22 protein-coding genes are annotated in these 22,266 nt (G+C 72.0%); 9 read left to right on the forward strand and 13 right to left on the reverse strand.

Annotated features, from left to right (window positions below; all coding sequences use genetic code 11):
- The first annotated feature begins 37 nt into the window (after positions 1 to 37).
- From metK to metF, 3 genes are read left to right on the forward strand one after another with little or no spacing between them, the layout of a single operon-like run.
- A complete protein-coding gene (gene metK, locus ACH4SI_RS01430; RefSeq protein ID WP_398291294.1) occupies positions 38 to 1,261 on the forward strand; it encodes a methionine adenosyltransferase in 1,224 nt (407 codons plus the stop codon).
- A gap of 52 nt (positions 1,262 to 1,313) precedes the next feature.
- Positions 1,314 to 2,297, forward strand: a complete 984-nt coding sequence (locus ACH4SI_RS01435) for a carbohydrate kinase family protein (protein ID WP_398291296.1) — start codon at positions 1,314 to 1,316, stop codon at positions 2,295 to 2,297.
- Entirely contained in the window at positions 2,294 to 3,253 is a 960-nt protein-coding gene (gene metF / locus ACH4SI_RS01440) for a methylenetetrahydrofolate reductase [NAD(P)H] (RefSeq protein WP_398291298.1), read from the forward strand. The genes ACH4SI_RS01435 and metF overlap by 4 nt, the downstream gene beginning before the upstream one ends.
- Here metF and ACH4SI_RS01445 read toward each other — a convergent pair.
- Positions 3,180 to 3,659: a nuclear transport factor 2 family protein gene (locus ACH4SI_RS01445; RefSeq protein ID WP_398291300.1), complete on the reverse strand. Its 480-nt coding sequence runs from the start codon at positions 3,657 to 3,659 to the stop codon at positions 3,180 to 3,182. The two genes, metF and ACH4SI_RS01445, sit on opposite strands and share 74 nt — an antisense overlap.
- Before the next feature lie 132 nt (positions 3,660 to 3,791).
- Between ACH4SI_RS01445 and ACH4SI_RS01450 the strand changes: the two genes are divergently transcribed.
- Positions 3,792 to 4,571: a 2OG-Fe(II) oxygenase gene (locus ACH4SI_RS01450; RefSeq protein WP_398291302.1), complete on the forward strand. Its 780-nt coding sequence runs from the start codon at positions 3,792 to 3,794 to the stop codon at positions 4,569 to 4,571.
- A gap of 11 nt (positions 4,572 to 4,582) precedes the next feature.
- Here ACH4SI_RS01450 and ACH4SI_RS01455 read toward each other — a convergent pair whose 3' ends face one another.
- Genes ACH4SI_RS01455 through ACH4SI_RS01485 form a run of 7 tightly spaced genes read right to left on the reverse strand, consistent with a single transcriptional unit; the run spans position 4,583 to position 9,478 of the window.
- The gene (locus ACH4SI_RS01455) at positions 4,583 to 5,242 is read right to left on the reverse strand and encodes an alpha-ketoglutarate-dependent dioxygenase AlkB family protein (RefSeq protein WP_398291304.1); all 660 of its coding nucleotides are present in this window, start codon (positions 5,240 to 5,242) and stop codon (positions 4,583 to 4,585) included.
- Positions 5,239 to 5,805, reverse strand: a complete 567-nt coding sequence (locus ACH4SI_RS01460) for an ABC transporter substrate-binding protein (RefSeq protein ID WP_398291306.1) — start codon at positions 5,803 to 5,805, stop codon at positions 5,239 to 5,241. The genes ACH4SI_RS01455 and ACH4SI_RS01460 overlap by 4 nt, the downstream gene beginning before the upstream one ends.
- A complete protein-coding gene (locus ACH4SI_RS01465; RefSeq protein ID WP_398291308.1) occupies positions 5,802 to 6,101 on the reverse strand; it encodes an Ada metal-binding domain-containing protein in 300 nt (99 codons plus the stop codon). Before ACH4SI_RS01465 ends, ACH4SI_RS01460 begins: the two co-directional genes overlap by 4 nt.
- Positions 6,098 to 6,841, reverse strand: a complete 744-nt coding sequence (locus tag ACH4SI_RS01470; protein ID WP_398291310.1) for a 2OG-Fe(II) oxygenase — start codon at positions 6,839 to 6,841, stop codon at positions 6,098 to 6,100. Before ACH4SI_RS01470 ends, ACH4SI_RS01465 begins: the two co-directional genes overlap by 4 nt.
- A gap of 27 nt (positions 6,842 to 6,868) precedes the next feature.
- A complete protein-coding gene (locus ACH4SI_RS01475; protein WP_398291312.1) occupies positions 6,869 to 7,375 on the reverse strand; it encodes a methylated-DNA--[protein]-cysteine S-methyltransferase in 507 nt (168 codons plus the stop codon).
- Between the two features lie 42 nt (positions 7,376 to 7,417).
- Positions 7,418 to 7,936: a methylated-DNA--[protein]-cysteine S-methyltransferase gene (locus tag ACH4SI_RS01480; RefSeq protein WP_398291314.1), complete on the reverse strand. Its 519-nt coding sequence runs from the start codon at positions 7,934 to 7,936 to the stop codon at positions 7,418 to 7,420.
- A 33-nt stretch (positions 7,937 to 7,969) separates the two neighbouring features.
- A complete protein-coding gene (locus ACH4SI_RS01485; protein WP_398292298.1) occupies positions 7,970 to 9,478 on the reverse strand; it encodes an AlkA N-terminal domain-containing protein in 1,509 nt (502 codons plus the stop codon).
- A gap of 254 nt (positions 9,479 to 9,732) precedes the next feature.
- On the opposite strand from ACH4SI_RS01485, the gene ACH4SI_RS01490 reads away from it, so the two are divergent.
- The gene (locus ACH4SI_RS01490; RefSeq protein WP_398291316.1) at positions 9,733 to 11,682 is read left to right on the forward strand and encodes a beta-N-acetylglucosaminidase domain-containing protein; all 1,950 of its coding nucleotides are present in this window, start codon (positions 9,733 to 9,735) and stop codon (positions 11,680 to 11,682) included.
- 21 nt (positions 11,683 to 11,703) lie between these two features.
- Here ACH4SI_RS01490 and ACH4SI_RS01495 read toward each other — a convergent pair whose 3' ends face one another.
- The 3 genes from ACH4SI_RS01495 to ACH4SI_RS01505 all read right to left on the reverse strand — a co-directional run bounded on the left by ACH4SI_RS01495 (position 11,704) and on the right by ACH4SI_RS01505 (position 14,047).
- Entirely contained in the window at positions 11,704 to 11,862 is a 159-nt protein-coding gene (locus tag ACH4SI_RS01495) for a hypothetical protein (RefSeq protein WP_398291318.1), read from the reverse strand.
- A gap of 260 nt (positions 11,863 to 12,122) precedes the next feature.
- Complete coding sequence (locus ACH4SI_RS01500; RefSeq protein WP_398291320.1) at positions 12,123 to 12,776, reverse strand: LuxR C-terminal-related transcriptional regulator; 654 nt, start codon at positions 12,774 to 12,776, stop codon at positions 12,123 to 12,125.
- Entirely contained in the window at positions 12,764 to 14,047 is a 1,284-nt protein-coding gene (locus ACH4SI_RS01505) for a sensor histidine kinase (protein WP_398291322.1), read from the reverse strand. Before ACH4SI_RS01505 ends, ACH4SI_RS01500 begins: the two co-directional genes overlap by 13 nt.
- 206 nt (positions 14,048 to 14,253) lie before the next feature.
- Here ACH4SI_RS01505 and ACH4SI_RS01510 point away from each other — a divergent pair, with 206 nt between their 5' ends.
- Genes ACH4SI_RS01510 through ACH4SI_RS01525 form a run of 4 tightly spaced genes read left to right on the forward strand, consistent with a single transcriptional unit; the run spans position 14,254 to position 20,008 of the window.
- Positions 14,254 to 15,009 carry an ABC transporter ATP-binding protein gene (locus ACH4SI_RS01510; protein WP_398291324.1) on the forward strand — a complete coding sequence of 252 codons (756 nt, stop codon included), beginning with the start codon at positions 14,254 to 14,256 and terminating at the stop codon, positions 15,007 to 15,009.
- Positions 15,010 to 15,033: 24 nt separating this feature from the next.
- Entirely contained in the window at positions 15,034 to 17,583 is a 2,550-nt protein-coding gene (locus ACH4SI_RS01515; RefSeq protein WP_398292300.1) for an FtsX-like permease family protein, read from the forward strand.
- Positions 17,584 to 17,630: 47 nt separating this feature from the next.
- Positions 17,631 to 19,250 carry an ABC-F family ATP-binding cassette domain-containing protein gene (locus tag ACH4SI_RS01520; RefSeq protein WP_398291326.1) on the forward strand — a complete coding sequence of 540 codons (1,620 nt, stop codon included), beginning with the start codon at positions 17,631 to 17,633 and terminating at the stop codon, positions 19,248 to 19,250.
- A 35-nt stretch (positions 19,251 to 19,285) separates the two neighbouring features.
- Positions 19,286 to 20,008, forward strand: a complete 723-nt coding sequence (locus tag ACH4SI_RS01525) for an NADPH-dependent F420 reductase (protein ID WP_398291328.1) — start codon at positions 19,286 to 19,288, stop codon at positions 20,006 to 20,008.
- 402 nt (positions 20,009 to 20,410) lie between these two features.
- Here the strand turns inward: ACH4SI_RS01525 and ACH4SI_RS01530 are convergent, their stop codons facing one another.
- Both ACH4SI_RS01530 and ACH4SI_RS01535 read right to left on the reverse strand, forming a co-directional pair.
- On the reverse strand, positions 20,411 to 20,929 hold the full coding sequence (locus tag ACH4SI_RS01530) for a hypothetical protein (protein ID WP_398291330.1): 519 nt from the start codon (positions 20,927 to 20,929) through the stop codon (positions 20,411 to 20,413).
- 266 nt (positions 20,930 to 21,195) lie between these two features.
- On the reverse strand, positions 21,196 to 22,125 hold the full coding sequence (locus ACH4SI_RS01535; RefSeq protein ID WP_398291332.1) for a helix-turn-helix transcriptional regulator: 930 nt from the start codon (positions 22,123 to 22,125) through the stop codon (positions 21,196 to 21,198).
- Positions 22,126 to 22,266 lie beyond the last annotated feature (141 nt).

Consider the following 22,266-nt stretch of genomic DNA (forward strand, 5'->3'; position numbering starts at 1 on the left):
CCCAACCGTCCGTATCACCTCAGCGGAGGAACTCACCATGACACTGCGCCTGTTCACCTCGGAGTCCGTGACCGAGGGTCATCCCGACAAGATCGCCGATCAGATCAGCGACACCATCCTCGACGCGCTTCTGAAGGAGGACCCGACCTCCCGGGTCGCCGTCGAGACCCTGATCACCACCGGCCTGGTGCACGTCGCCGGTGAGGTGACCACCAAGGCGTACGCCGATATCGCGACGCTCGTCCGCAACAAGGTCCTCGACATCGGTTACGACTCGTCGAAGAAGGGCTTCGACGGCGCCTCCTGCGGCGTCTCGGTGTCCATCGGCTCGCAGTCCCCCGACATCGCCCAGGGCGTCGACTCCGCCTACGAGGTACGGGTCGGGGAAGCCACTGACGGTGACCTGGGCGACGAGCTGGACCAGCAGGGCGCGGGCGACCAGGGCCTGATGTTCGGCTACGCGTGCGACGAGACGCCCGAGCTGATGCCGCTGCCGATCAACCTGGCGCACCGGCTCTCCCGCCGGCTGTCCGAGGTGCGGAAGAACGGGACGATCCCCTATCTGCGCCCGGACGGCAAGACGCAGGTCACCATCGAGTACGACGGCCACAAGGCGGTCCGCCTGGACACCGTCGTCGTCTCCTCACAGCACGCCTCCGACGTCGATCTCGACGCCCTGCTGACGCCGGACATCCGCACCTTCGTCGTCGAGCCGGTCCTGCGGGAACTGGTCGAGGACGGCATCAAGCTGGGCACCGAGGGCTACCGGCTGCTGGTCAACCCGACCGGCCGCTTCGAGGTCGGCGGTCCGATGGGCGACGCCGGTCTGACCGGCCGCAAGATCATCATCGACACCTACGGCGGCATGTCCCGTCACGGTGGCGGCGCCTTCTCCGGCAAGGACCCGTCCAAGGTCGACCGGTCGGCCGCGTACGCGATGCGCTGGGTCGCCAAGAACGTCGTCGCCGCGGGCCTGGCCCAGCGGTGCGAGGTGCAGGTCGCGTACGCGATCGGCAAGGCCGAGCCGGTGGGTCTGTTCGTGGAGACCTTCGGCACCGCCACGGTCGACGCGGAGAAGATCGAGAAGGCCGTCTCCGAGGTCTTCGACCTGCGCCCGGCCGCGATCATCCGCGACCTGGACCTGCTGCGTCCGATCTACGCCCGGACGGCGGCCTACGGTCACTTCGGCCGTGAGGAGACCGACTTCACCTGGGAGCGCACCGACCGCGTCGACGCCCTCCGCGCGGCGGTCGGTCTGTAGTCCGTCAATCCTCGATCCCCCACCGACCGCCTCTCCCAAGGAGGAGACCGACGTGCGCATCGCCGTCACCGGATCGATCGCGATCGACCATCTGATGGTCTATCCCGGACGGTTCGCCGAGCAACTGATCGCCGGACAGCTCGACAAGGTCTCGTTGTCCTTCCTCGCCGACGATCTGGACATCCGGCGGGGAGGCGTCGCCGCGAACATCGCTCTCGCCCTGGGCCGGCTCGGGCTCGCCCCCCTCCTCGTCGGCGCGGCCGGGGTCGACTTCGCCGCCTACGGCTGCTTCCTGCGGTCCAACGGCGTGGACACGGAGTCCGTACGGGTCAGCGAGACCCGCAGGACCGCGCGCTTCGTGTGCACGACGGACGCCGACCAGAACCAGATCGCGACCTTCTACGCCGGTGCCATGACCGAGGCGAAGGAGATCGCGCTCGAACCGACCGTGCGGCGCGCCGGGGCGATCGACCTCGTGGTGATCGCCCCCAACGACCCCGAGGCCATGCTGCGGCACGCCGAAGAGTGCCGCAGGCAGGGGTACGCCTTCGCCGCCGACCCCTCGCAGCAACTGGCCCGTACCACCGGTGACGAGGCGCGCAGGCTGGTCGAGGGCGCCCGCTACCTGTTCACCAACGCCTATGAGGCGGCGCTGCTCCGGGATCACACCGGCTGGAGCGACGGCGACATCCTGGACCGGGTCGGCACCTGGATCACCACGGACGGGGCCGAGGGCGTCCGCATCAAGGCGGCGGGGCGGCCGACGCTGCACATCCCCGCGGCCCCGACGTCGGGGGTGGCCGACCCCACCGGCGGCGGCGACGCGCTGCGCGCCGGATTCCTCGCCGGGGTCGCCTGGGGGCTCGGCCACGAGCGGGCCGCCCAACTCGGCTGCGCGCTGGCCACGGTGGTCCTGGAGTCGGTCGGCACCCAGGAATACCAGCTCTCCGCGGACGACCTGCTGAGCAGGCTCGACAAGGGCTACGGCGCCGAGGCCGCCCAGGACCTCGCACCACACCTGGCGCGGTCGGCATGACGGCGGCGACCGCTCCCGCCACCGCTCCGGCGACCGCTTCCGCGACGCGGGCGCGCGCACCACGCCGGTCCCTGGCCGAAGTGCTCGCCGCGGGCGAGCGCTCGTACTCCTTCGAGTTCTTCCCGCCGAAGACCGAGGCGGCGGAGCGGACCCTGTGGAACGCGATCCGGCGGATCGAGAGTCACGCGCCGACCTTCGTCTCGGTGACGTACGGAGCGGGCGGCTCGTCGCGCGACCGGACCATCGGGCTGACCAAGCGGATCGCCGCGGAGACCACCGTGCGGCCGGTCGCCCACCTCACGGCGGTCGGGCACTCGATCGGCGAACTGCGAAACATCATCGGCCAGTACGCGGACGCCGGGATCCTCGACGTCCTCGCCCTGCGCGGCGACCCGCCCGGCGACCCCCGCGGGCCCTGGCTCCCGGAACCGGACGGGCTGACCTACGCCGGCGAACTGGTGGCGCTCATCCGTGAGTCGTGCGGCTTCAGCATCGGAGTGGCGGCCTTCCCGGAGCGCCACCCGCGCTCCCCGGACTGGGACAGCGACGTCCGGCACTTCGTGGCCAAGTGCCGGTCGGGCGCCGACTACGCCATCACGCAGATGTTCTTCGACGCCGAGGACTATCTGCGGCTGCGCGACCGGGTGGCGGCCGCGGGCTGCGAGATCCCGATCATTCCGGAGATCATGCCCGCGACCGACTTCCGCCAGGTGCGCCGCTTCGCCGAGCTGAGCGACGCCCACTTCCCCGACGACCTCGCCTGGCGGCTGGAGGCCGCCCAGGGCGACGCCGAGGAGGGGCGCCGGATCGGGGTCGACCACGCCACCGCCATGGCCCGGCGGCTGCTGGACGAGGGCGCCCCGGGCCTGCACTACATCACGCTCAACCGATCGACCGCGGCGCTGGAGATCCATCGGAATCTGGCGCCACGACCCGTCCGCCACACGCCTCGCTGATCGCGGCGGGGTCCCAGTAGTAGGGCCGGATCTCGCGGATGCGGCCGTCCCGGAGGGTCACCGTCTGCACGATCGAGGTGACCACTTCGCGGCCGGTCGCCCGCGCGACGAAGCGCACCCGGTTGGTCGCCACCACGGTGTCGCGGTCCACGAGCTGCCGCTGTTCGAGGAATTCCATCGACTCCCACAGCTCGCCCATGACGGCGATGAACCGCTCCATGCCCTCGGGGCCGTGCCAGACGCCGGTGAAGGGCAGGCCCGGTGCCTGGTGCAGCTCCACCTGCGGGTCCAGGCACGCGGCGATCTCCTCGAATCCGGCCCGCCCGGCGCCGCCCGCCATGACATAGGCGCGCTCGGCCTCGTAGAACCGCTGCATCACGGCAATGGCGCTGTCGTTCGAAGACATGGTGTGACGACTCCCGGGAAACTCAAGACGCTTCGTGTCCATGTCCCAGCCAAGCGCCCTGGCGCCGCTATTGCTGGCGGGATTCGGCCATCGCGCTCCGCGCCCGCGTCCGGCCGGGAAAGACTGTCGGTCATGGACCAGACCGAACTCTTCCTCGACCTGCCCGGCCTCGACCCAGGTACCGGGGACGCACCGCGCACCGCCCACGACGCCGTCCCCGCCCTCGCGGACCTGGACTGGCCCCGGCTGTACGCCCAGCTGAACGAGGACGGCGTGGCCCTCACCCCTCCGCTGCTCTCCCGTGAGCAGTGCCGGACGCTCATCGACACCTTCGACGACCCGGGGCTGTTCCGCTCGACCGTGGTGATGCAGCGCTACGAGTTCGGCCGCGGCACCTACAAGTACTACGCCGACCCCGCCGCCGTACCGCTCGTCCGGACGCTGCGCGAGCAGCTGTACCCCCCGATGGCGTGGATGGCCAACCAGTGGGCGCCCCTGCTGAACGAACGCACCTTTCCCACCGCCCTGGACGACCTGCTCGCCGAATGCGCGGACAACGGCCAGAGCCGGCCCACCCCGCTCATCCTCGACTACCGCGCCGGTGACTACGCCTGTCTGCACCAGGACATCTACGGCGACATCGTCTTCCCGCTCCAGATCGCCTTCATGCTGAGCGAGCCGGGCCAGGACTTCACCGGCGGGGAGAACGTCTTCGTCGAACAGCGCCCCCGCTCCCAGTCCCGCGCCATCGTCCTCACGCCACGGCTCGGCCAGGGCATGATCTTCCCCGTCCGCCACCGGCCCGCGCGGGGACCGCACGGCCACCGCCGCCACCCCATGCGCCACGGCACCAACGCCGTGGCCTCGGGGCGCCGGACCACCCTCGGCATCATCTTCCACAACGCCCGCTGACCTGAGCCGGGTCAGTCCGTGAGGCCGGTGACGCGCATGGTGATGTTCAGGCGTCCGGAGGTGAGCCCGGTGGCGGGGTCGGCGGTGCCCTCGTGGATCCTGGGCACGCCGTGGTACACGTACCGGGAGGGGCCGCCGAAGACGAACAGGTCGCCGGAGGCCAGCTCGATGTCGGTGTAGGGCTTGGTGCGGGTCTCGGTGTTGCCGACGCGGAAGACGCAGGTGTCGCCGATGGACAGCGAGACGACCGGGGCCGAGGACTTCTCGTCCTTGTCCTGGTGCATGCCCAGCTTGGCCTGGCCGTCGTAGAAGTTGATGAGGGCGGTGTCCGGGGTGTAGACGGCCGCGCCCGGTGCGTCGCCGTAGGCGTCCAGCAGGGCGCGGCGCCCCAACTGGACCATCCAGTCGGGGAATTCGGCGACGCGCTCGCCGTTCACGTCCCCGGCGGTGCGGGTGTATTTGTACGGCTGCCAGTGCCAGCCGATGCACACCGTCTGCACCGACATGACGCCGCCGCGCGGCAGGCGGGTGTGGCGGATGGGGACAGGGCCGGTGGCCCAGGCACGGCAGGCGGTGACGAGTTCGCGCTGCTGTTCCAGGGTGAGCCAGCCGGGCAGGTGCACGGCCCCGGGGGCGATCTCCATGGGCGGGCGGGGGATCAGGGCGGTCATGCGCTCCTCCCGGCCGGCGGGTAGGAGGTGACCCAGCGGTTGCGTACCTCCCAGGTGCCGCCGTCGGCGGTGGCGCCGCGCAGGCCGTGCAGCGTCTCCGGCCCGGCCAGCGCGGGGAGGCGGGAGTCCTTCAGGGCGGCGAAGGCGACCGTGCGGGCCGGGTCCCAGTCGGTGGAGTGCCGCAGCCGGCGGGCGAGCTGGGCGAAGCCGAGAGGCGCCGCGGCCATGACCCAGGCGTCGGGCTCCTCGGCGGTCAGCCGGCGCGCGGGCCGCAGCCAGGACGCGGCGCTCTCCGGCCAGTCCACCCTGGTGAGGACCTTCCCGTCGCGCGCCTTCCACGCGGCCGCGAAGGCGTCGGCGGCGGCGCGGGAGGCCGTGTCACGGCTGTGGCCGATGGCGACGGTCTCGACGCGGCCCTTCCTGGCGGCCAACAGGCCGATGAGGGCGTCGAGTTCGGGGACGGTGTGTGGGGCGGGGCGGGGCAGATCGCCGTACGCGGTCAGCTCCTCCGCGCCGATCAGGGGCGATCGGGAGGCCGGTGGTCCCGTGAGAGGGCTGCTCATGGTGTGGTGGTGTTCTCCCGGTTGGCTTTCCACAGGGCGTACCTCTGCGGGAGGCACACGGCGCACGGCCGGTATCCGGCGGCGACCGCGGTGGCCTCGTCCGCGAAGAACACCCGGTGCTTCACGTAGTGGCCGCGGGCGATGGCCCGCAGCGCGGAGGGGCAGTCCAGACGCCCGTAGAGCCGCAGGCCCCGGTGTCCGCCGAGACTGCCCGGAGTGGCGCTGCGGTAGGGCGCCCCGTCGGGGCCGATCAGTGTGTGGCGCCTGGTGGGTGCATCGGCCGGGGCGGGGGTCATGCGGCGTCGTGGAAGACGAGCCCGAGGGTGTGGCGGTGTCCGGAACGTACGGTGCTCACCCCGTGCCGCATGGGGCCGTTCGCCCAGCCGCGCTTGGAGGCCACGGGGCGGTCCCGGGTGGTGAAGATCAGCCCGTGGCCCTTGGGCAGGGTGGTGGACGATCCCCTCGACTGCGCGCGGGGGCGCTGCTCGGTCATGATGAACTCGCCGCCGGTGAAGTCCTCGCCGGGGGCATCGAGCCCGACGACGACCTGGAGCGGGAAGAGCATGTCGCCGAACACGTCCCGGTGCAGGGCGTTCCAGTCGCCGGGGCCGTAACGCAGCAGGATCTGGGCGGACTTGGCCTGCCCTGCCTCATGGCACATCGCCAGCCACTCCTCGAGGGTGTCCGGCCAGGGCGCGGGCCGGCCCAGCTTCCCGGCCCAGTCGCGGGCGATCGGCAGCAGGTGCGGATAGAACGCCTCGCGCAGCTCGCGCACCAGGTCGGGGAGGTCGTGGGTGAAATAGCGGTACTGGCCCGAACCGAAGCGGTAGCGGGCCATGTCGATGGTCGTGCGGAAGCGCTCGGTCTCGTCGTACAGCCCGGCGATGCGGTGGCATTCGCCGGGGGTGAGGAGCGGTCCGGTGAGCGCGCTGCCGTGCTCGCCCAGTTCGTCGGTGAGCGCGCTCCAGTCGTCCGCCGCGACGCGGTCGGCCACCTGGCTCGCGGAGAGGGTGGTGTCGGTCATGAGGTCGGTCATGAGCTGCGGTTCCTTCGGTGTGGTTCGTCAGGCGGCCGGGTGGGCGTGCTCCAGGTCCAGCAGCGCTCGTTTGCGCTCCAGGCCGCCCGCGTATCCGGTCAGCGCGCCGGTGGCGCCGATCACGCGGTGGCAGGGGCGGACGACCAGCACCGGGTTGGCCCCGATCGCCGTGCCGACGGCGCGGACCGCGGCGCGCGGCGCCTCGATCAGGGTGGCGATCTCGCCGTAGCTGAGGGTCGTGCCGTACGGGATGGTGTCCACGGCCTTCCAGACCCGCTGCTGGAAGGCGCTGCCGCCGGTGACGTACTCGATGTCGAAGCGGGTCAGCTTGCCGTCGAAGTACGAGCGGAGCTGTCGGGCGATGCCGGCGAAGGCGTCCGCGTCCTCGGTCCAGTCGTCCTGGACGGTGGGGCGGCGCTTCTGCTCCGGCACCGACAGGGAGACGAGCGCGGTGCCGCCCTTCGCGGTCGCCGACTCCTCGCCGACCAGGAGCAGTTCGCCCAGGGGGCTGTCCATCGTGGTGAAGACCGTCATCGGCCTGGTTCCTCCGGAGATTGTCGAGATTGCGGCGTCACGTCAGATGAGTGTCGGCTGCAGCGCGCCCTCGTGGGTGAGGAGCCACACCTTGCGGTCGACGCCTCCGGCGTAGCCGCGCATGGTCCCGTCCGCGCCGATCACCCGGTGGCAGGGCCGTACCAGCAGCAGCGGGTTCGCGCCGATCGCCGCGCCCACCGCCTGGACCTGCCCCCGGGGTACGTCCAGCCCTTCGGCGAGCTGCCCGTAGGTGGTCGAGGCGCCGTACGGGATCCCCTCCAGCGCCTGCCACACGCGCTGCTGGAAGTCCGTGCCGCCGGGCGTGAACGGAATGTCGAAGGCGGTGAGCCCGCCGTCGAAGTACGCGCTCAGCTGCCGGGCGGTCTCCGCGAACCGGTCGGGCGCGCGGCGCCACTCGGGCCGTACCGCCGGCGCGTTCTTCTGCCCGGGCATGGACAGCGAGGTCAGCGTGGTGCCGTGCGGTGTCGTGTCGTCCGGTGTCTCTTCGCCCACCAGGAGCAGTTCGCCCAGGGGGCTGTCCAGTGTGGTGTAGATGGTCATCGTCGCGCTCTCTCGTCCTCTTTCGCTTCACTGTCAACGATGGGGGGTCGCGACGGGGAATGCTGGCGGTATTCGGACATCACGCTGGGTGGTCCGGCGCCGGTCGGCGGCGGCCTTCCAGAAGTGGTGCATGGCGTAGGTGCGCCACGGCCGCCACGCCTCGGCGTCCATGGGCCCGGTGCCCGTGTGCCGCATACCGGCCCGGATGGCCACATCGCCGGTGAGGAGCAGGTCCGGGTCGCCGAGGGCCCGCATGCGGATGTAGCCGGCCGTCCAGGGGCCGATACCGCGCAGGCCGAGCAGCGTCTTCTCGGCATGGTCGCGGTCGGCGCCCGGGTCGAGCGCGACGGTGCCGTCGGCGAGGGCCACGGTGAGCGTGCGCAGGGTACGGTGGCGGGATTCGGGCATCCCCAGCTCGCCCAGCGCGGCGTCGGCCAGCACCTCGGCCGTGGGAAAGAGGTGCGTCAGCGCACCGCTGGGCGCCCGCAGCGGCTGCCCGTACGCGGCCACGAGAGCGTTGCCCAGCCTGCGCCCGGCCGCCACCGAGACCTGCTGGCCCAGCACGGCGCGGACAGCCAGCTCATGCGGGTCAGCGGCGCCCGGCGCGCGCAGCCCGGGGCGCCGGGAGACCAGCGGGGCGAGCGCGGGGGCGGTGGCCAGGCGCTCGTCCACCGCGTAGGGGTCGGCGTCGAGATCGAACAGCCGGCGCATCCGCTGCGTCGCCGTGGTCAGGTCACGCGGATCGCTCAGGTGCAGACGGCACTCCAGCCAGCCGTCCCCCCGCGCTTCGCCGACCTCGGCGATCCCGGTGCCGTGCGGCAGGCGCAGAGTGCGCCGGTAGACGCGCGCACCGCGCTCCCCGGTGAACTCCTCGATGCCGTCGATGGCCCGGTTGCCGAGGTAGTCGAACACCTCGGAGACGGCGTACGGGCCGCGGTAGGCGAGCCGCAGCGGCACTCCGGCCGCCCCGGAGCGTGCGGCGGGCCCCGGCCTCGGGTCCCTCAGACGGCTGGGGGTGGCGGCGTAGATCTGCCGGACGGTGTCGTTGAACTGCCGCACGCTGGAGAACCCGGCCGCGAAGGCGATCTCGGCGGCCTGCAGATCCGTCGTCTCCAGCAGGATCCGCGCCGTGTGCGCGCGCTGGGCCCGCGCCACGGCGATGGGCCCGGCGCCCACCTCGGCGTTCAGCTGCCGTTGCACCTGCCGGGTGCTGTACCCCAGCCGCGCGGCGAGCCCGGCCACCCCTTCGCGGTCGACGATGCCGTCCGAGATCAGCCGCATGGCGCGGCCGACCGCGTCGGCACGGGCGTGCCACTCGGCGGAGCCGGGCACGGTGTCCGGGCGGCAGCGGAGGCAGGCCCGGAAGCCGGACCCCTGGGCCGCGGCCGCGGTGGGGAAGAAGCGCACGTTCCGGCGCCTGGGCGTGGTGGCCGGGCAACTGGGCCGGCAGTAGATCCCGGTGGTGATGACGGCGAAGAAGAACGCGCCGTCGAAGCGGGCATCGCGGCCGCACACCGCCTCGTACTTGCTTTCGTCGGTGATCACGCTCCCACTGTGCGGCGGCCGGTGGCGGTGCGCTGGCGGAAATCGGACCTCGCGCTGCCGTCCCCGGCCGCTGCGCAACTTCCAGCGGACGGTGCGGGATTGGCCCGTGCCGGGGCGTGGGTATGTGTTCCCGGAGCACCACGCACCGGGCACGATTCCCCACCCCGCCCCTCCCCGCAGCACCGGATATGCGGCTCCGCCGAACGCCGGAGGGGCTGGGTGGGGCATTCACGCCACGGAGGACAAGTCCCATGCGCCGAAGTTCCCGGCCTCTGGCCGCCGTGATCGCGTTCCTCACCTTCCTCGGGCTGCTGCTGCCCGTCGGCGCCACCGCCGCCACCGCCGGGGCGGGGCCGTTGCCGTCCGTCGTGCCGCGGCCGCAGGCGATGGCCCGGCTGGGCCCGGACGTCGTGGTGCCCCGGGAGGTGCGCGTGGTCTACGGCGACGGGGTGGACCGGCCCACGCGCGATCTCATCGCCTCCGTCCTGCGCCGCGCGGGGGCGAAGCGTCTGCGCGGCGGCTACGGGCCGCAGCTGACGGTGACCGTCGGGCGGATCGCCGATGCCTCGGTCGCGGCGGCGCTGCGGGCCGCCGGGGGCCGGGTGCCCGGGGAACTGCCCGCGGAAGGCTATGCGCTCGCCGCGCGCGGTGGCGCGGTGGCGCTCGCGGGCGCGGACGCCGACGGGACGTACTACGCGGCGCAGACGCTGCGTCAGCTGATCACCGGCGCCCGGAGGATCGCCTCGGTGTCGGTCGTGGACCATCCGCTGATGCCGCTGCGTGGCGTGATCGAGGGGTTCTACGGAAGCCCGTGGACCCACGCCGAGCGCATGGACCAGCTGGCGTTCTACGGGGACGTGAAGATGAACACGTACGTCTACGCGCCCAAGGACGACCCGTACCACCGGGAGAAGTGGCGCGAGCCGTACCCGGCCGACCAGCTCGCCCAGCTCGGCGAGCTGGTCCGGCAGGCCGTCGGCCACCATGTGCGGTTCACCTTCGCGCTCTCGCCCGGCAACTCCCTGTGCTACAGCGCCCCCGCCGAGTTCACGGCCCTCCGGGCCAAGCTGGGGGCGATGTACGACCTCGGGGTGCGCAGCTTCTCGGTGCCGCTGGACGACATCAGCTACACCCGGTGGAACTGCGATGCCGACCGCGCCGCCTATGGCGAGCCCTCGCAGCGGGCCGCGGGCGAGGCGCAGGCCGATCTGCTGAACCGGGTGCAGAAGGAGTTCCTGGACGCCCGCGAGGGCACCGCGCCGCTCCAGACGGTGCCCACCGAGTACGGCGACGTCACCGACACCGCGTACAAGCGGGCCCTGCGCGAGCGGCTGGACCCGCGGGTCGAGATCATGTGGACCGGGACGGACGTGGTGCCGCCGCGGATCACCGTGGCCGACGCCACGCGGGCCGCCGCCGTGTGGGGGCGCAGGGTGTTCGTCTGGGACAACTACCCCGTCAACGACTACGGCCAGGCCGAGGGCCGGCTGCTGCTCGCCCCGTACGACGCCCGTGAGGCCGGTCTGCACCAGCAGCTCTCCGGCCTGGTCCTCAACCCGATGAACCAGGCCGCCGCCAGCAAGGTCGCCCTGTTCGGCGGGGCGGACTTCGCCTGGAACGACACCGGGTACGACCCGGACCGCACCTGGCGGGCCGCCGCCGCGTATCTGGCCGGGGACGATCCGGACCCGGCCACCGTGTCCGCGCTGCTCGCCTTCTTCGACACCCAGCACCTCGCGCCCACCTTCGGCACCGGGCCCTGGCAGCCCCAGGCGCCCCAACTGGCCGCCCGGCTGGCCGAGTTCCGTCACCACTGGGACGCCGGACCGCGGCGGGCGGCGCTGAACGCCCTGCGCCCCTCCGCGACGCTGCTGGCCACCGCGTCCGCCACGCTCAGGGCGGGCGTGGCGGACCGCGGCTTCGTGGCGGACAGCGCGCCGTGGCTGGACGCGCTGGCGCTGTGGGGCCGCGCGTTCCTACGCACCCTGGACGCGCTGGGCGCCCGGCTCGACGGCAACACCTCGCAGGCGACACGGTGGTTCGCCGAGGCGTCGTCGCTGGCCGGGCAGGCCGGGCGGATCCGCACGATCCCGGGCGAGACCCGCCCCGAGGGCCCGGTCCGGGTCGCCGACGGAGTGCTCGACACCTTCCTGGCGGCCGCGCCCGGACTCGGCACGGCGGGAGCGCGCCCGAAAGGCTGAGGAACCGGCTCAGCCGGGCGCTCAGTCGTGCAGGGGGAGCAGAATGCGGAAGGTGGCGCTCACGTCCGGGGCCGTACGGACCTCCACCCGGCCGTGGTGGGCCGCCACCAGGGAGTCGACGATCGCGACGAAACCGGCAGGCCGCGGCAGCCGGCCGGCCGGTGGCTCATAGAAACTCACAGAGCGGGCCCGGGATCGTCAGACGGTGAGGGCCACGTTGACGCAGACGCCCACCGCGATGATGACCAGCAGTATCCATGGCCACAAGGGGCGTTCCTTGCCGGGTTTCCAACCTGGGGTCTGGGACATGACGGGTCTCCGTGCGGTACGAAGGTGAGTGTCCGGCGCGGCTGCGCCGACACCTGGGACCGTACGCGGAGTCGGCGCCCGGCGGAGGAGAGTGACCTCCCGTTTCCGAGGTGCAGAAAACTGCCCCTCGTTCACGCGTTGCCGGCGTCGAGGTACGTGAGCACCGCGCGCACCCGTCGGTGGCCGCCGTCGGTGGTGGGCAGGCCGAGCTTGCTGAAGATGTTCCCGATGTGTTTGTTCACCGAGGTCTCGGCGATGAACAGAAGCTCTCCGATGGTGGTGTTGCCGTGCCCCTCGGCCATCAGCGACAGCACCTCGCGCTCCCGCGCGCTGAGCACGGCCAGCGGGTCGTCGCGCGTTCTGCGGACCATGAGCTGCGAGATCACCTCGGGGTCCATCGCCACACCACCGTCCGCGACCCGGTCCAGCGCCTGGAGGAACTCCTCGATGCGGCCGACCCGGTCCTTGAGGAGGTACCCCACCCCGGAGGCGCCCTGGGCGAGCAGCTTGGACGCGTACGCCTGCTCGACGTACTGGGACAGCACCAGCACCGGCAGTCCGGGGATCTCCGCACGGGCGGCCATCGCGGCGCGCAGCCCCTCGTCCCGGAAGGCCGGCGGCAGCCGGACGTCCAGGACGGCGATGTCCGGGCGGTGTTCCAACAGCGTGGGCAGGAGGCTGTCGCCGTCGGCCACCATTGCGCAGATCTCATGCCCGGCGTTGGTCAGCAGCAGTGAAAGTCCCTCCCTCAGCAGGGTGTTGTCCTCGGCGATCACGATCCGCACGGCAGCTCCACTCGAAGGGTGGTCGGCCCCTTGTCGGGGCTGGTCAGCTCGGTGGTCCCGTCGAAGGCCGCGACGCGGCGCCTGATGCCCCGGAGCCCGCTTCCGGCGTCCTCCGACGCACCGCCCCGGCCGTTGTCCCACACGGAGATCAGGATGCTGGTCCCGGTGGCATGCAACCGGACCTGGGCCTGGGTGGCGCCGCTGTGTTTGGCGACATTGGTCAGGGCTTCCGAAATCACGAAGTACGCGGCGGACTCGACGGCGACCGCAGCGCGCCCGTCCGCCGCGGCCATGTCGACGTCCAGCTCGGTGGGTACCTGGCAGGCGGCGACGAGCGACCGCACCGCCTCGGCCAGCCCGCGGTCGATGAGGATCGGCGGGTAGATGGCGCGCACGGCCTGACGCAGCTGGGTGAGGGCCTGCTCGGCCAGTTCATGGGTGCGGTCGATCATTTCCGGCAGCTGTTCCGGGCGCTGCGCCACCGCCTGTTTGATCAGGCCCAGCCGCAGCGAGATGCTCACCAGACCGGCCTGCGCGCCGTCGTGCAGATCGCGCTCGATGCGCCGCAGCTCCGCGGCATGGGCGTCCAGGGCCTCCGCACGCGAGGCCGTCAGTTCCTCGATCCGCCGTGCGAGCGTCACCTTCCGGCGCCGGGCCTTGAGCAGTAACCGGGTCATCCGCGCGTGCGACCGTGCCAGCGCCGGTACGAGGAACCCGGCCAGCGCGGCGTAGGCCAGGCCGACGAGCACCGCTCCCAGCGAATCCGCCCAGGAGTTGATCTCCCAGGCGAGGAACTCCGCCCTCGGCACCAGAGACCACCACAGCGGAGTGGTCATCCAGCTCACCGCTCCCACGCACAGACCCAGCGTCAGAGCGCAGCTGAACAGACCGAAGAGCGCGTGCAGCGGCAGCCAGAGGAGATCGGCGTAGGTGGCCCGGTCGGTCAGCAGGGTGTGCGCCCGGACCAGCACACCGCCCTTGGGCGTGCGGTAGTCCGACCGGATCCCGGTGCCCAGCACCGCCGCCGCCCGGTGGCGATGGGCGTCGGCGCTGCGGCGTAATCGCATCAGGGAGGCGGGCAACAGCAGCAGCCCCGGGCCCAGCAGGCTCAGCGCGAAGACGAGGACCAGGGCGTAGAGACCGAACAGGCCGGCCAGCGCGGTGCCGCCACTGACCAGGACGTACGGTACGGACGCGAGGAACCGGCCGACGAAGGACTGCCAGGTCATGGTGCGGAAGGAACCCACGCAGATCGTTCTGTGGGAATCCACGGTCATCTCCCGCCCCGCCCCTCCGCATGAACCGTGCGCACTTTATCACCGGAATTCCGGTCATTGCCCTGTGCCCGCGAGCGGCTGATGGAGGGGCAGCAAACTGCACCTTCTCTCTACCAGCGCACGCCGTGTTCCGCGGTGTTCCACGTCTCTAGCGTGAGTGCGGGCAGCAGGTGAACACTTCTTTCAAGGGGGACGCGACCATGGGGATCGGCGTGCCGGGACCCGAAAGCCGCTGGGCCGTCCAGCTGCAGGGCGTGAGCAAGACGTACGGCCGGGGCGCGGGACAGGTCTCGGCCCTGCGCGATCTGACCATCGATTTCGACCGGGGCAGCTTCACCGCCGTCATGGGCCCCTCCGGCGCGGGCAAGAGCACCTTCCTGCACTGCGCGGCGGGGCTCGACCGGCCCAGCTCCGGTTCGGTGCGGCTGGGCGGTACGGACCTGGCGAGGCTGAACGAGGCCGAGCTGACGATGCTCCGCCGGGAGCGGGTGGGGTTCATCTTCCAGGCGTACAACCTGCTGGCCTCGCTGACCGTGGCCGAGAACATCACGCTGCCCATGATGCTGGCCGGGCAGTCGCCGGAACCCGCCTGGTTCGAGCAGGTCGTGCACCAGGTCGGGCTGGCCGACCGCATGGGCCACCGGCCCTCCCAGCTGTCCGGCGGCCAGCAGCAGCGGGTGGCCATCGCCCGGGCCCTGATCACCCGTCCGGAAGTCATCTTCGCCGACGAACCGACCGGCGCCCTGGACACCCGCACCGGCCGGCAGGTCCTCCAGCTCCTGCGCCACGTCGTGGACACCACCGGGCACACGGTGGTCATGGTGACGCACGACGCCGTCGCGGCCTCCCACGCGCACCGGGTGGTCTTCCTCGCCGACGGCCGCTTCGCCGAGGTGATGGAGTCCCCGACACCCGAGCGCGTGGCCGAGCGCATGACCCGCCTCGGGGAGTGGTGACCGGTGATCTTCCGACTCGTGCGCATGACGCTCCGGGAGCGCAAGGCGGGGCTCGTCGGTGCCTTCGTCGCGCTGGTCGGGGCGTCCGCCCTGATCACCGCGTTCGGCATTCTCCTGCAGTCGGGTATCGGGTCCGGCGTCCCGACCCAGCGCTACGCGGGAGCCGCCGTCGTCGTCAGCGGCAGACAGACCTTCAAGGTCCATGACGGCAAGACCAAGGAGAAGCCGCTGGCCGAGCCGGCCGCGCTGGACCGCGACCTGGTCCGCAGGATCGCCCGGGTACCGGGCGTCCGCGAGGCCGTCGGCGACGTCAGCTTCCCCGCCCAGGTGGTGAACGACTCCGGCGACCTGGTGGAGGGCGACAACGGCCGGCCGTCCACGGGGCACGGCTGGGCGAGCGCGGCCCTCGGCCCCTTCGAGCTGAGCGACGGACGGGCGCCGGAGCGGTCCGGTGAGGTCGTGCTCGACGCGCACCTCGCCGACCGGGCGGACCTCTCTCCCGGGGACCGGGTGAAGCTGGCGACCACCGAGGCCGCCGCCTGGTTCAAGGTCACCGGCGTCGCCACGCTCAAGTCCACGGACGAAGAGCTGCGCTCCGCGCCCGTCTTCTTCACGGAGTCCGACGCGGCGCGGCTGTCCGGCGACCCCGGCCGGGTGCGGGCGGTCGGAGTCGTCGCCGCGCCGGGAACCGACGCGGGGGAGCTCGCGGATCGGATCAAGGACAAGCTGGACGGGCAGGACATCAACACCCGCACCGGCTCGGACCGCAGCCAGGTGGAGAACCCGGATGTGGCCACCGCCCGGAGCGACCTCCAGGAGATGGCCGGATCGCTCGGCGCCGTCGTCATCCTGATCGCGATGATCGTGGTGTCCAGCACCCTCGCGCTCAGCGTGCACCAGCGGCGGCGGGAGCTGGCGCTGCTGCGCGCCGTCGCCGCCACTCCCCGGCAGATCTACAAGATGATGGCCGCCGAGGCGTTGCTCGTCTCGTCGGTGGCGTCGGTGCTCGGCTGCTTCCCCGGAATCCTGGTCGCCCAGCTGATGCGGGCGGCGCTGACCACCATCGGCATGGTGCCCGAGGACTTCTCGTTCTCCTACGGGCCGCTTCCCATGCTCGTCGCCGTGTTCGCCGGAATCGTCGCCGCCGAGGTGGCGGCGCTCGGGGTCGCCCGGAAGGCGGTGGCCATCCGCCCGGTGGAGGCGATGGGCGACGCGGCCATGGACCAGCCGAAACTGGGCAAGGGCCGGGTGTTCCTGGGTGTGCTGCTGTTCCTGCTCGGCGTCGCCGCCTCCCTGCTGCCGTTGTTCTTCGGCAGCATCTTCGCCGTGGCCGGAGCGGGCTCCGGCGGCCTGGTGATGGTGATCGCGGTGCTGCTCCTGAGCCCTCCGGTGGTGGCCCTCTCGACCCGTCTGCTGGCCCGGCCGGTCCGCAAGCGCACCGGCCCGCACGGCTGGCTGGCCGTGGCCAACACCCGGGCGAACGCCCGTCGGCTGGCGGCCGGCATCGGCCCGCTGACGCTGGCCATCGGATTCGCGATGGTGCAGCTGGTGATCCCCACCACGACCGCCGAGGCCGCCCAGGACCAGGCGGAGCAGGGCATCGTGGCCGACTTCACCCTGGTCGGCAGCGCGGGCGGTGTCCCCATGCCCGCGGTCGAGGACGCGGCCCGGTTACCCGGCGTGGCCGCGGCCACGGGAGTCATGCGGGTGGAGCTGTCCGCCTCGCGCGCGGTGCTGGATTCGCCGGAGATCTTCGAGTACCAGGCCCAGGGGGTCACCCCACGGGGGCTGGAGAAGAACATGGACCTGGAGGTGACCGACGGCAGCGTGAGCCGGCTGCGCGACGGGACCGTGGCCCTTTCCGGCGGCGCCGCGAGCACGCTGGGCGTGGGAGTGGGGGAGCGGGCCCGGCTGCACCTGCCCGACGGTGTCGAGGCCGAACCGGTCGTGGTGGCGGTCTACAAACGGGGGCTGGGGTTCGGAGACGTCACCCTGCCGCAGCAGACCGTTCTCGACCACAGCAGCCATCGTCTGGACGACACCGTGTTCGTCAAGGCGGCGCCCGATGCCGACAAGGACAAGATCAAGGCGGCGCTGGAGGACCTCGGCAAGCGCTACCCCGGGACCGATGTGCTCGACGACGCGGGCCTGTCGGCCGCTCAGGAGAGCCAGGCGACGTCCAGCGTGCTCACCAGTGCCCTGCCGCTGGCCCTGGTCTTCGGATACCTGGCCATCTCGGTGGCCAACACGCTGGTGATGGCGACCCTGAGCCGCATACGGGAGTTCGCCCTGCTCCGGCTGGTGGGCGCCCCCGCAGGGCAGGTGATCCGCATGATGAGGGTGGAGACGGTCATCGTGGTCATCACCGCGGTGGTCATCGGCAGCGTGGTGCCCCTGCTTCCGCTGGTCACCGTCAGCCTCGGACTGACCGGATCGCCCGTGCTGTACATTCCCCCGCTGCTGTACCTGGGGATCGTCGCGGCGACGGCCGCGATCGGCGCACTGGCGATCCTGCTGCCCACCCGATGGGCGCTGCGTACGGCGCCGGTGCACGCCATCGGTCTGCGCGAGTAGAGAAATGCCTTGCTGGTCAGGACGTGGCGACCGGAGAATGCCGGGTTATGGGACATCTGGAGGCCGCGCATCTCACCTACTTCCTGCCGGACGGGCGGCTGCTGCTCGGCGATGTCTCGTTCCGGGTGGGCGAAGGCGCGGTCGCCGCCCTGGTGGGCCCGAACGGGGCGGGCAAGACCACGCTGCTGGGGCTCCTCTCCAAGGAGCGGGAGCCGCATGAGGGGACGGTCACCGTCAGCGGTTCACTGGGCGTGATGCCGCAGTTCGTCGGTTCCGTGCGGGACGGGCGGACGGTGCGGGATCTGCTGGTCTCGGTGGCCCGGCCCGCGGTACGGCAGGCGGCCCGGGCCGTCGACGAGGCGGAACTCGCGGTGATGGAGCGGGACGACGAGGCGGCCCAGATGGGTTACGCGCAAGCGCTCAGCGACTGGGCCGAGGCGCGTGGCTACGAGGCCGAGACGCTGTGGGACATGTGCACCACGGCGGCGCTCGGGGTGCCGTACGAGAAGGCGCAGTGGCGCGAGGTGCGCACGCTCAGCGGGGGCGAGCAGAAGCGGCTGGTGCTGGAGGCGCTGCTGCGGGGCCCCGACGACGTCCTGTTGCTCGACGAGCCGGACAACTACCTGGACGTGCCGGGCAAGCGGTGGCTGGAGGAGCGGCTGCGGGAGACACCCAAGACCGTGCTGTTCATCAGCCATGACCGGGAACTGCTGTCCCACGCGGCGCAGCGGATCGTCAGCGTCGAGCCCAGCCCGGCGGGCAGCGACGTATGGGTCCACGGCGGCGGATTCGACACGTACCACACGGCCCGGGAAGAGCGGTTCGCACGGTTCGAGGAACTGCGCCGTCGCTGGGACGAGAAACACGCCCAGCTGAAGCGCCTGGTGCTGGACATGCAGCGCTACGCGGCGCGGAGCGATGAGATGGCGTCCCGGTACCAGGCGGCGAAGACCCGGCTGCGGAAGTTCGAGGAGGCGGGCCCGCCCCCGGAGCCACCGCGCAAGCAGGACATCACGATGCGCCTCGCGGGCGGCCGCACCGGGGTCCGGGCGCTGACCTGCCGGGGTCTGGAGCTGGAGGGGCTGATGCGCCCCTTCGACCTGGAGGTCTTCTACGGCGAGCGGGTGGCCGTGCTGGGGTCCAACGGGTCGGGCAAGTCCCACTTCCTGCGGCTGCTGGCCGGCGAGGACGTCGCCCACCGGGGGGAGTGGAAACTGGGCGCGCGCGTCGTGCCCGGCCACTTCGCGCAGACCCATGTCCGCCCCGAACTCGTCGGCCGCACACTCGTCGAGATCCTGTGGACCGAGCACGCCCGGGACCGCGGCAAGGCGATGAGCGCCCTGCGGCGGTACGAGATGGAGCGCCAGGGCGACCAGCTCTTCGACCGGCTCTCCGGCGGCCAGCAGGCCCGCTTCCAGATCCTGCTGCTCGAACTGGCCGGAACGACCGCGCTGTTGCTGGACGAGCCGACCGACAACCTGGACCTGGAGTCGGCGGAAGCGCTCCAGGAGGGCCTGGAGGCGTACGAGGGCACGGTGCTGGCCGTCACCCACGACCGCTGGTTCGCGCGCTCCTTCGACCGCTTCCTGGTCTTCGGCTCGGACGGCGTGATCCGGGAGACACCGGAGCCGGTGTGGGACGAGCGCCGTGTCGGGCGGCCCCGCTGACGGAATACGCCCGGACCCCTTCGGGTTGGCTCGGCGTGACTACTTTAGGACTCATCGGCAGTGGAATGATCGGCAGCTCTCTCGCGAGACTGGCCGTGCATGCCGGACTCGACGTCGTACTCAGCAACTCGCGCGGCCCCAAGACGCTGACCGGCCTGGTCGCGGAACTCGGCCCCAGGGCCCGGGCGGCGACCACCGCGGAGGCCGCGGCGGCGGGCGACTGGGTGGTCGTGTGCGTGCCGTTCAAGGCGTACGACTCCCTGCCCCGCGAACCCCTCGCGGGCAGGACGGTCATCGACACCGGCAACTACTCTCCCCGGCGCGACGGAAGGGTCGAGGCCCTGGAAAACGACTCGACCACCAGCAGCGAGCTGCTCCAGCGGCACCTGGGTGAATCGGCGCACGTCGTCAAGGCGTTCAACAACATCCACCACCAGCACCTGGCCGTACTGAACCGGCCGACGGGCGCCGACGACCGCACCGCGCTCCCCATCGCCGGGGACAACGCCGAGGCGAAGCGGCACGCCACCGAACTCCTCGACACCCTCGGGTACGACACCGTCGACGCGGGACCACTCGCGCGGGGCAGGCTGTTCGCACCGGGCACGCCCGCCTACGGCGCGCCCTACACGGAACTGTCCGCCGAGTCGTTCGGCCCCCTCGCGGCCGGCACCGCCCCGCCCGGGTTCCTCTCCCTGAAGGCGGGCCCCGCCTCGGCAGCCGAGATACGCGCGCTCCTGGCGAAGGCGCGCGTCTGACGCGGCCGGGCGCGCGCGGGGCGTCACCGGCTGGGTGATCCTCTCCGTCACCGGGAGCGTCATCGCCGCGACAACCTCGACAGCTACCTCAACGGAGACCTTCACGGGCCGCCCCGTGATGTTCTCCGACGACCGTCCAGCAGCCGTCCGCGGTCGTGTGCACCGCGATGCCGGAGAAGACCGGGCACCTCCTGCGCATGTACCTCCGGTGGATGTGCGGCTCCACGATCCGCTCGATCTGGCGCATGCGCTACCTGCCGTTGAACCGGTGGGCGTACTGGGCACACCTGTTGCGCTGGTTCCACGTGGCCCTGTCCACCACGGTCCTGGTGTGGCCGCTGGTCATCGAGCCGGCCGCGTACGGGAACTACCCGCCGCCGTCGTTCCTGGTGGTGCCGTTCCTCATCGGCTGGGCGCAGGGCCTGGGCTACCTGGGGCTGATGCGCAGTGACGAGCGGCGCCGCCGGCGAAGCTCTCGGATCCGCTGTCCGAAACGACGATCGAGATGCGGATTCCTGGGCGCTTCGCGCACATCTCCTCGGCCGCGATCCGTGCCGCGCTCCTGTCGCTCAGCCGCCGCTCCAGGGGTCGGATCGCCACACTCGCCGTCAGTGCCAGGCAGCCTACGGCCACCCACGGCAGCACCCGGTCCACGCCGTAGAGGACGCCGAAGAGGCCGGGGGTGACCATGTCCGCCGTCGCGAACGAGTACTGGAACGCCGCCAGATAGGTGCCTCGCGCCCCCTCCGGTGCCGCCTCCGCGGAGAGGGCGTTCGAGGCCGGTCCGTGCATCATCTCCGCCGTCGCCCACAGCAGCACCACCACTGCGAGGTAGGCGATCAGCAGCGGACCCCGCGGCAGGAGCACCGCCACGGCGGTGGCCGCGCACCAGACCGCCCACAGGCGGCCCGCCGAGGCCATCGCGTCGCCGGCCCGCCCGGGCGAACCACTGGTCCCTGGCGTCGCCCTCCGCCTGCTCGGATCAGCGCGAAGAACGACGACCAGTACGATGCGGTCGACGATCCGCCCGACGAGCAGCGGCAGCAGGAGCGAGCCTGCGGTGGCGGCGGTAGCAGACCATGGACAGCGGGAGGAAGAGCCCGGTGCCGAGGGCGTCGATGGCCAGCGCCATCGGTATCGTCCAGGCGGCGCCGTCGCGGGGTCTCCTTCGGTGGGACCGGTCTCGCTCAGCGGGTGGTTTCGTCCTCCGCGGTGGCCGGCGGACGGCCGGTACGCGTCGGTGTGGGGCGTGAGGACGGGGAGCCCAGCATGTCGAGGAGGACCATCGCGTCGTATTCCGGCGTGTCCCGCTCGGCGTAGTAGGCGATGAGCCGGTGGTCCGGGGTGCCCTCGAGCTGCATGAACTGGTAGCCGGGGGTGAGGTCGCCGACATCGGGGTGATGGAAGGTCTTGCTGCCCTGGGCGTGCGTACGCAGACCGTAGCCGTCCCACAGCGCGGTGAACTCCGGGCTCTTGGCCAGGAGTTCGTCCACCAACTCGGTCAGGTCGGGCGCGTCCGGTTCGACCCCGGCCAGGGCGCGCATGCGGCCCACGGCCGCGCGGATCTGCTCGTCCCAGTCGTCGAACAGATCCTGGGCCGCCGGGTGGAGGAAGACGTAGCGCACCACGTTGCGCTTCTTCTCCGGCCAGTCCGCCATCCCGGCGAACAGCCGCAGTCCGCTCGGATTGCACGCGAGGATGTCCATGGTCCGGCTGACCACGAACGCCGGGAAGGGCCGCAGCTTCTCCAGCAGCAGCCCGGTGCCGGGCGGGATGTCCCGGGTCGGGGACACCGGCTCCACGGGGGAGCTGCCCCCGGCGCGGGCGACCAGGTCGCGCAGGTGCTCGTGCTCGGCCGGGTGCAGACGCAGGGCACGGGCGAGGGCGTCGACCACGGATGGGCTGGGGTTCCACTCCCTGCCGCGCTCCAGACGGACGTAGTAGTCGACGCTCACCCCGGCGAGCGTGGCCAGCTCCTCGCGGCGCAGCCCCGGGGTGCGCCGCAGCCCGGTGCCGGGCGGCAGTCCGGCCTCCTCGGGAGTGACCTTGGCGCGGTGGGCCCGCAGGAAGGTTCCCAGTGGTGTACCGCCATTGCCGTGCTGCCGCTCGCGTTCCATCCGCCCAGTGTCGCATTCCGGCACTGACCCGGCGGTGACCTGGGCGAACGCCTTGTGGGGGGCCCTGTCACACCCCGGAACGCCGGTCCCCGGCACAACGCGGCCTGCCGCCCCGCGCCCCCGGCCAGCAGGCTGGACCGC

The sequence above is a fragment of the Streptomyces sp. NPDC021212 genome (assembly GCF_044332925.1).
Taxonomy (GTDB): Bacteria; Actinomycetota; Actinomycetes; order Streptomycetales; family Streptomycetaceae; genus Streptomyces.

Excerpts from the sequence above, each read along its gene's own strand:
- metK (WP_398291294.1), top strand. The coding sequence starts at position 38 with ATGACACTGCGCCTGTTCACCTCGGAGTCCGTGACCGAGGGTCATCCC.
- metF (WP_398291298.1), top strand. The coding sequence starts at position 2,294 with ATGACGGCGGCGACCGCTCCCGCCACCGCTCCGGCGACCGCTTCCGCG.
- ACH4SI_RS01445 (WP_398291300.1), bottom strand. The coding sequence starts at position 3,659 with ATGTCTTCGAACGACAGCGCCATTGCCGTGATGCAGCGGTTCTACGAG.
- ACH4SI_RS01450 (WP_398291302.1), top strand. The coding sequence starts at position 3,792 with ATGGACCAGACCGAACTCTTCCTCGACCTGCCCGGCCTCGACCCAGGT.
- ACH4SI_RS01455 (WP_398291304.1), bottom strand. The coding sequence starts at position 5,242 with ATGACCGCCCTGATCCCCCGCCCGCCCATGGAGATCGCCCCCGGGGCC.
- ACH4SI_RS01460 (WP_398291306.1), bottom strand. The coding sequence starts at position 5,805 with ATGAGCAGCCCTCTCACGGGACCACCGGCCTCCCGATCGCCCCTGATC.
- ACH4SI_RS01465 (WP_398291308.1), bottom strand. The coding sequence starts at position 6,101 with ATGACCCCCGCCCCGGCCGATGCACCCACCAGGCGCCACACACTGATC.
- ACH4SI_RS01470 (WP_398291310.1), bottom strand. The coding sequence starts at position 6,841 with ATGACCGACCTCATGACCGACACCACCCTCTCCGCGAGCCAGGTGGCC.
- ACH4SI_RS01475 (WP_398291312.1), bottom strand. The coding sequence starts at position 7,375 with ATGACGGTCTTCACCACGATGGACAGCCCCCTGGGCGAACTGCTCCTG.
- ACH4SI_RS01480 (WP_398291314.1), bottom strand. The coding sequence starts at position 7,936 with ATGACCATCTACACCACACTGGACAGCCCCCTGGGCGAACTGCTCCTG.
- ACH4SI_RS01490 (WP_398291316.1), top strand. The coding sequence starts at position 9,733 with ATGCGCCGAAGTTCCCGGCCTCTGGCCGCCGTGATCGCGTTCCTCACC.
- ACH4SI_RS01510 (WP_398291324.1), top strand. The coding sequence starts at position 14,254 with ATGGGGATCGGCGTGCCGGGACCCGAAAGCCGCTGGGCCGTCCAGCTG.
- ACH4SI_RS01515 (WP_398292300.1), top strand. The coding sequence starts at position 15,034 with ATGACGCTCCGGGAGCGCAAGGCGGGGCTCGTCGGTGCCTTCGTCGCG.
- ACH4SI_RS01520 (WP_398291326.1), top strand. The coding sequence starts at position 17,631 with ATGGGACATCTGGAGGCCGCGCATCTCACCTACTTCCTGCCGGACGGG.
- ACH4SI_RS01530 (WP_398291330.1), bottom strand. The coding sequence starts at position 20,929 with ATGGCCTCGGCGGGCCGCCTGTGGGCGGTCTGGTGCGCGGCCACCGCC.
- ACH4SI_RS01535 (WP_398291332.1), bottom strand. The coding sequence starts at position 22,125 with ATGGAACGCGAGCGGCAGCACGGCAATGGCGGTACACCACTGGGAACC.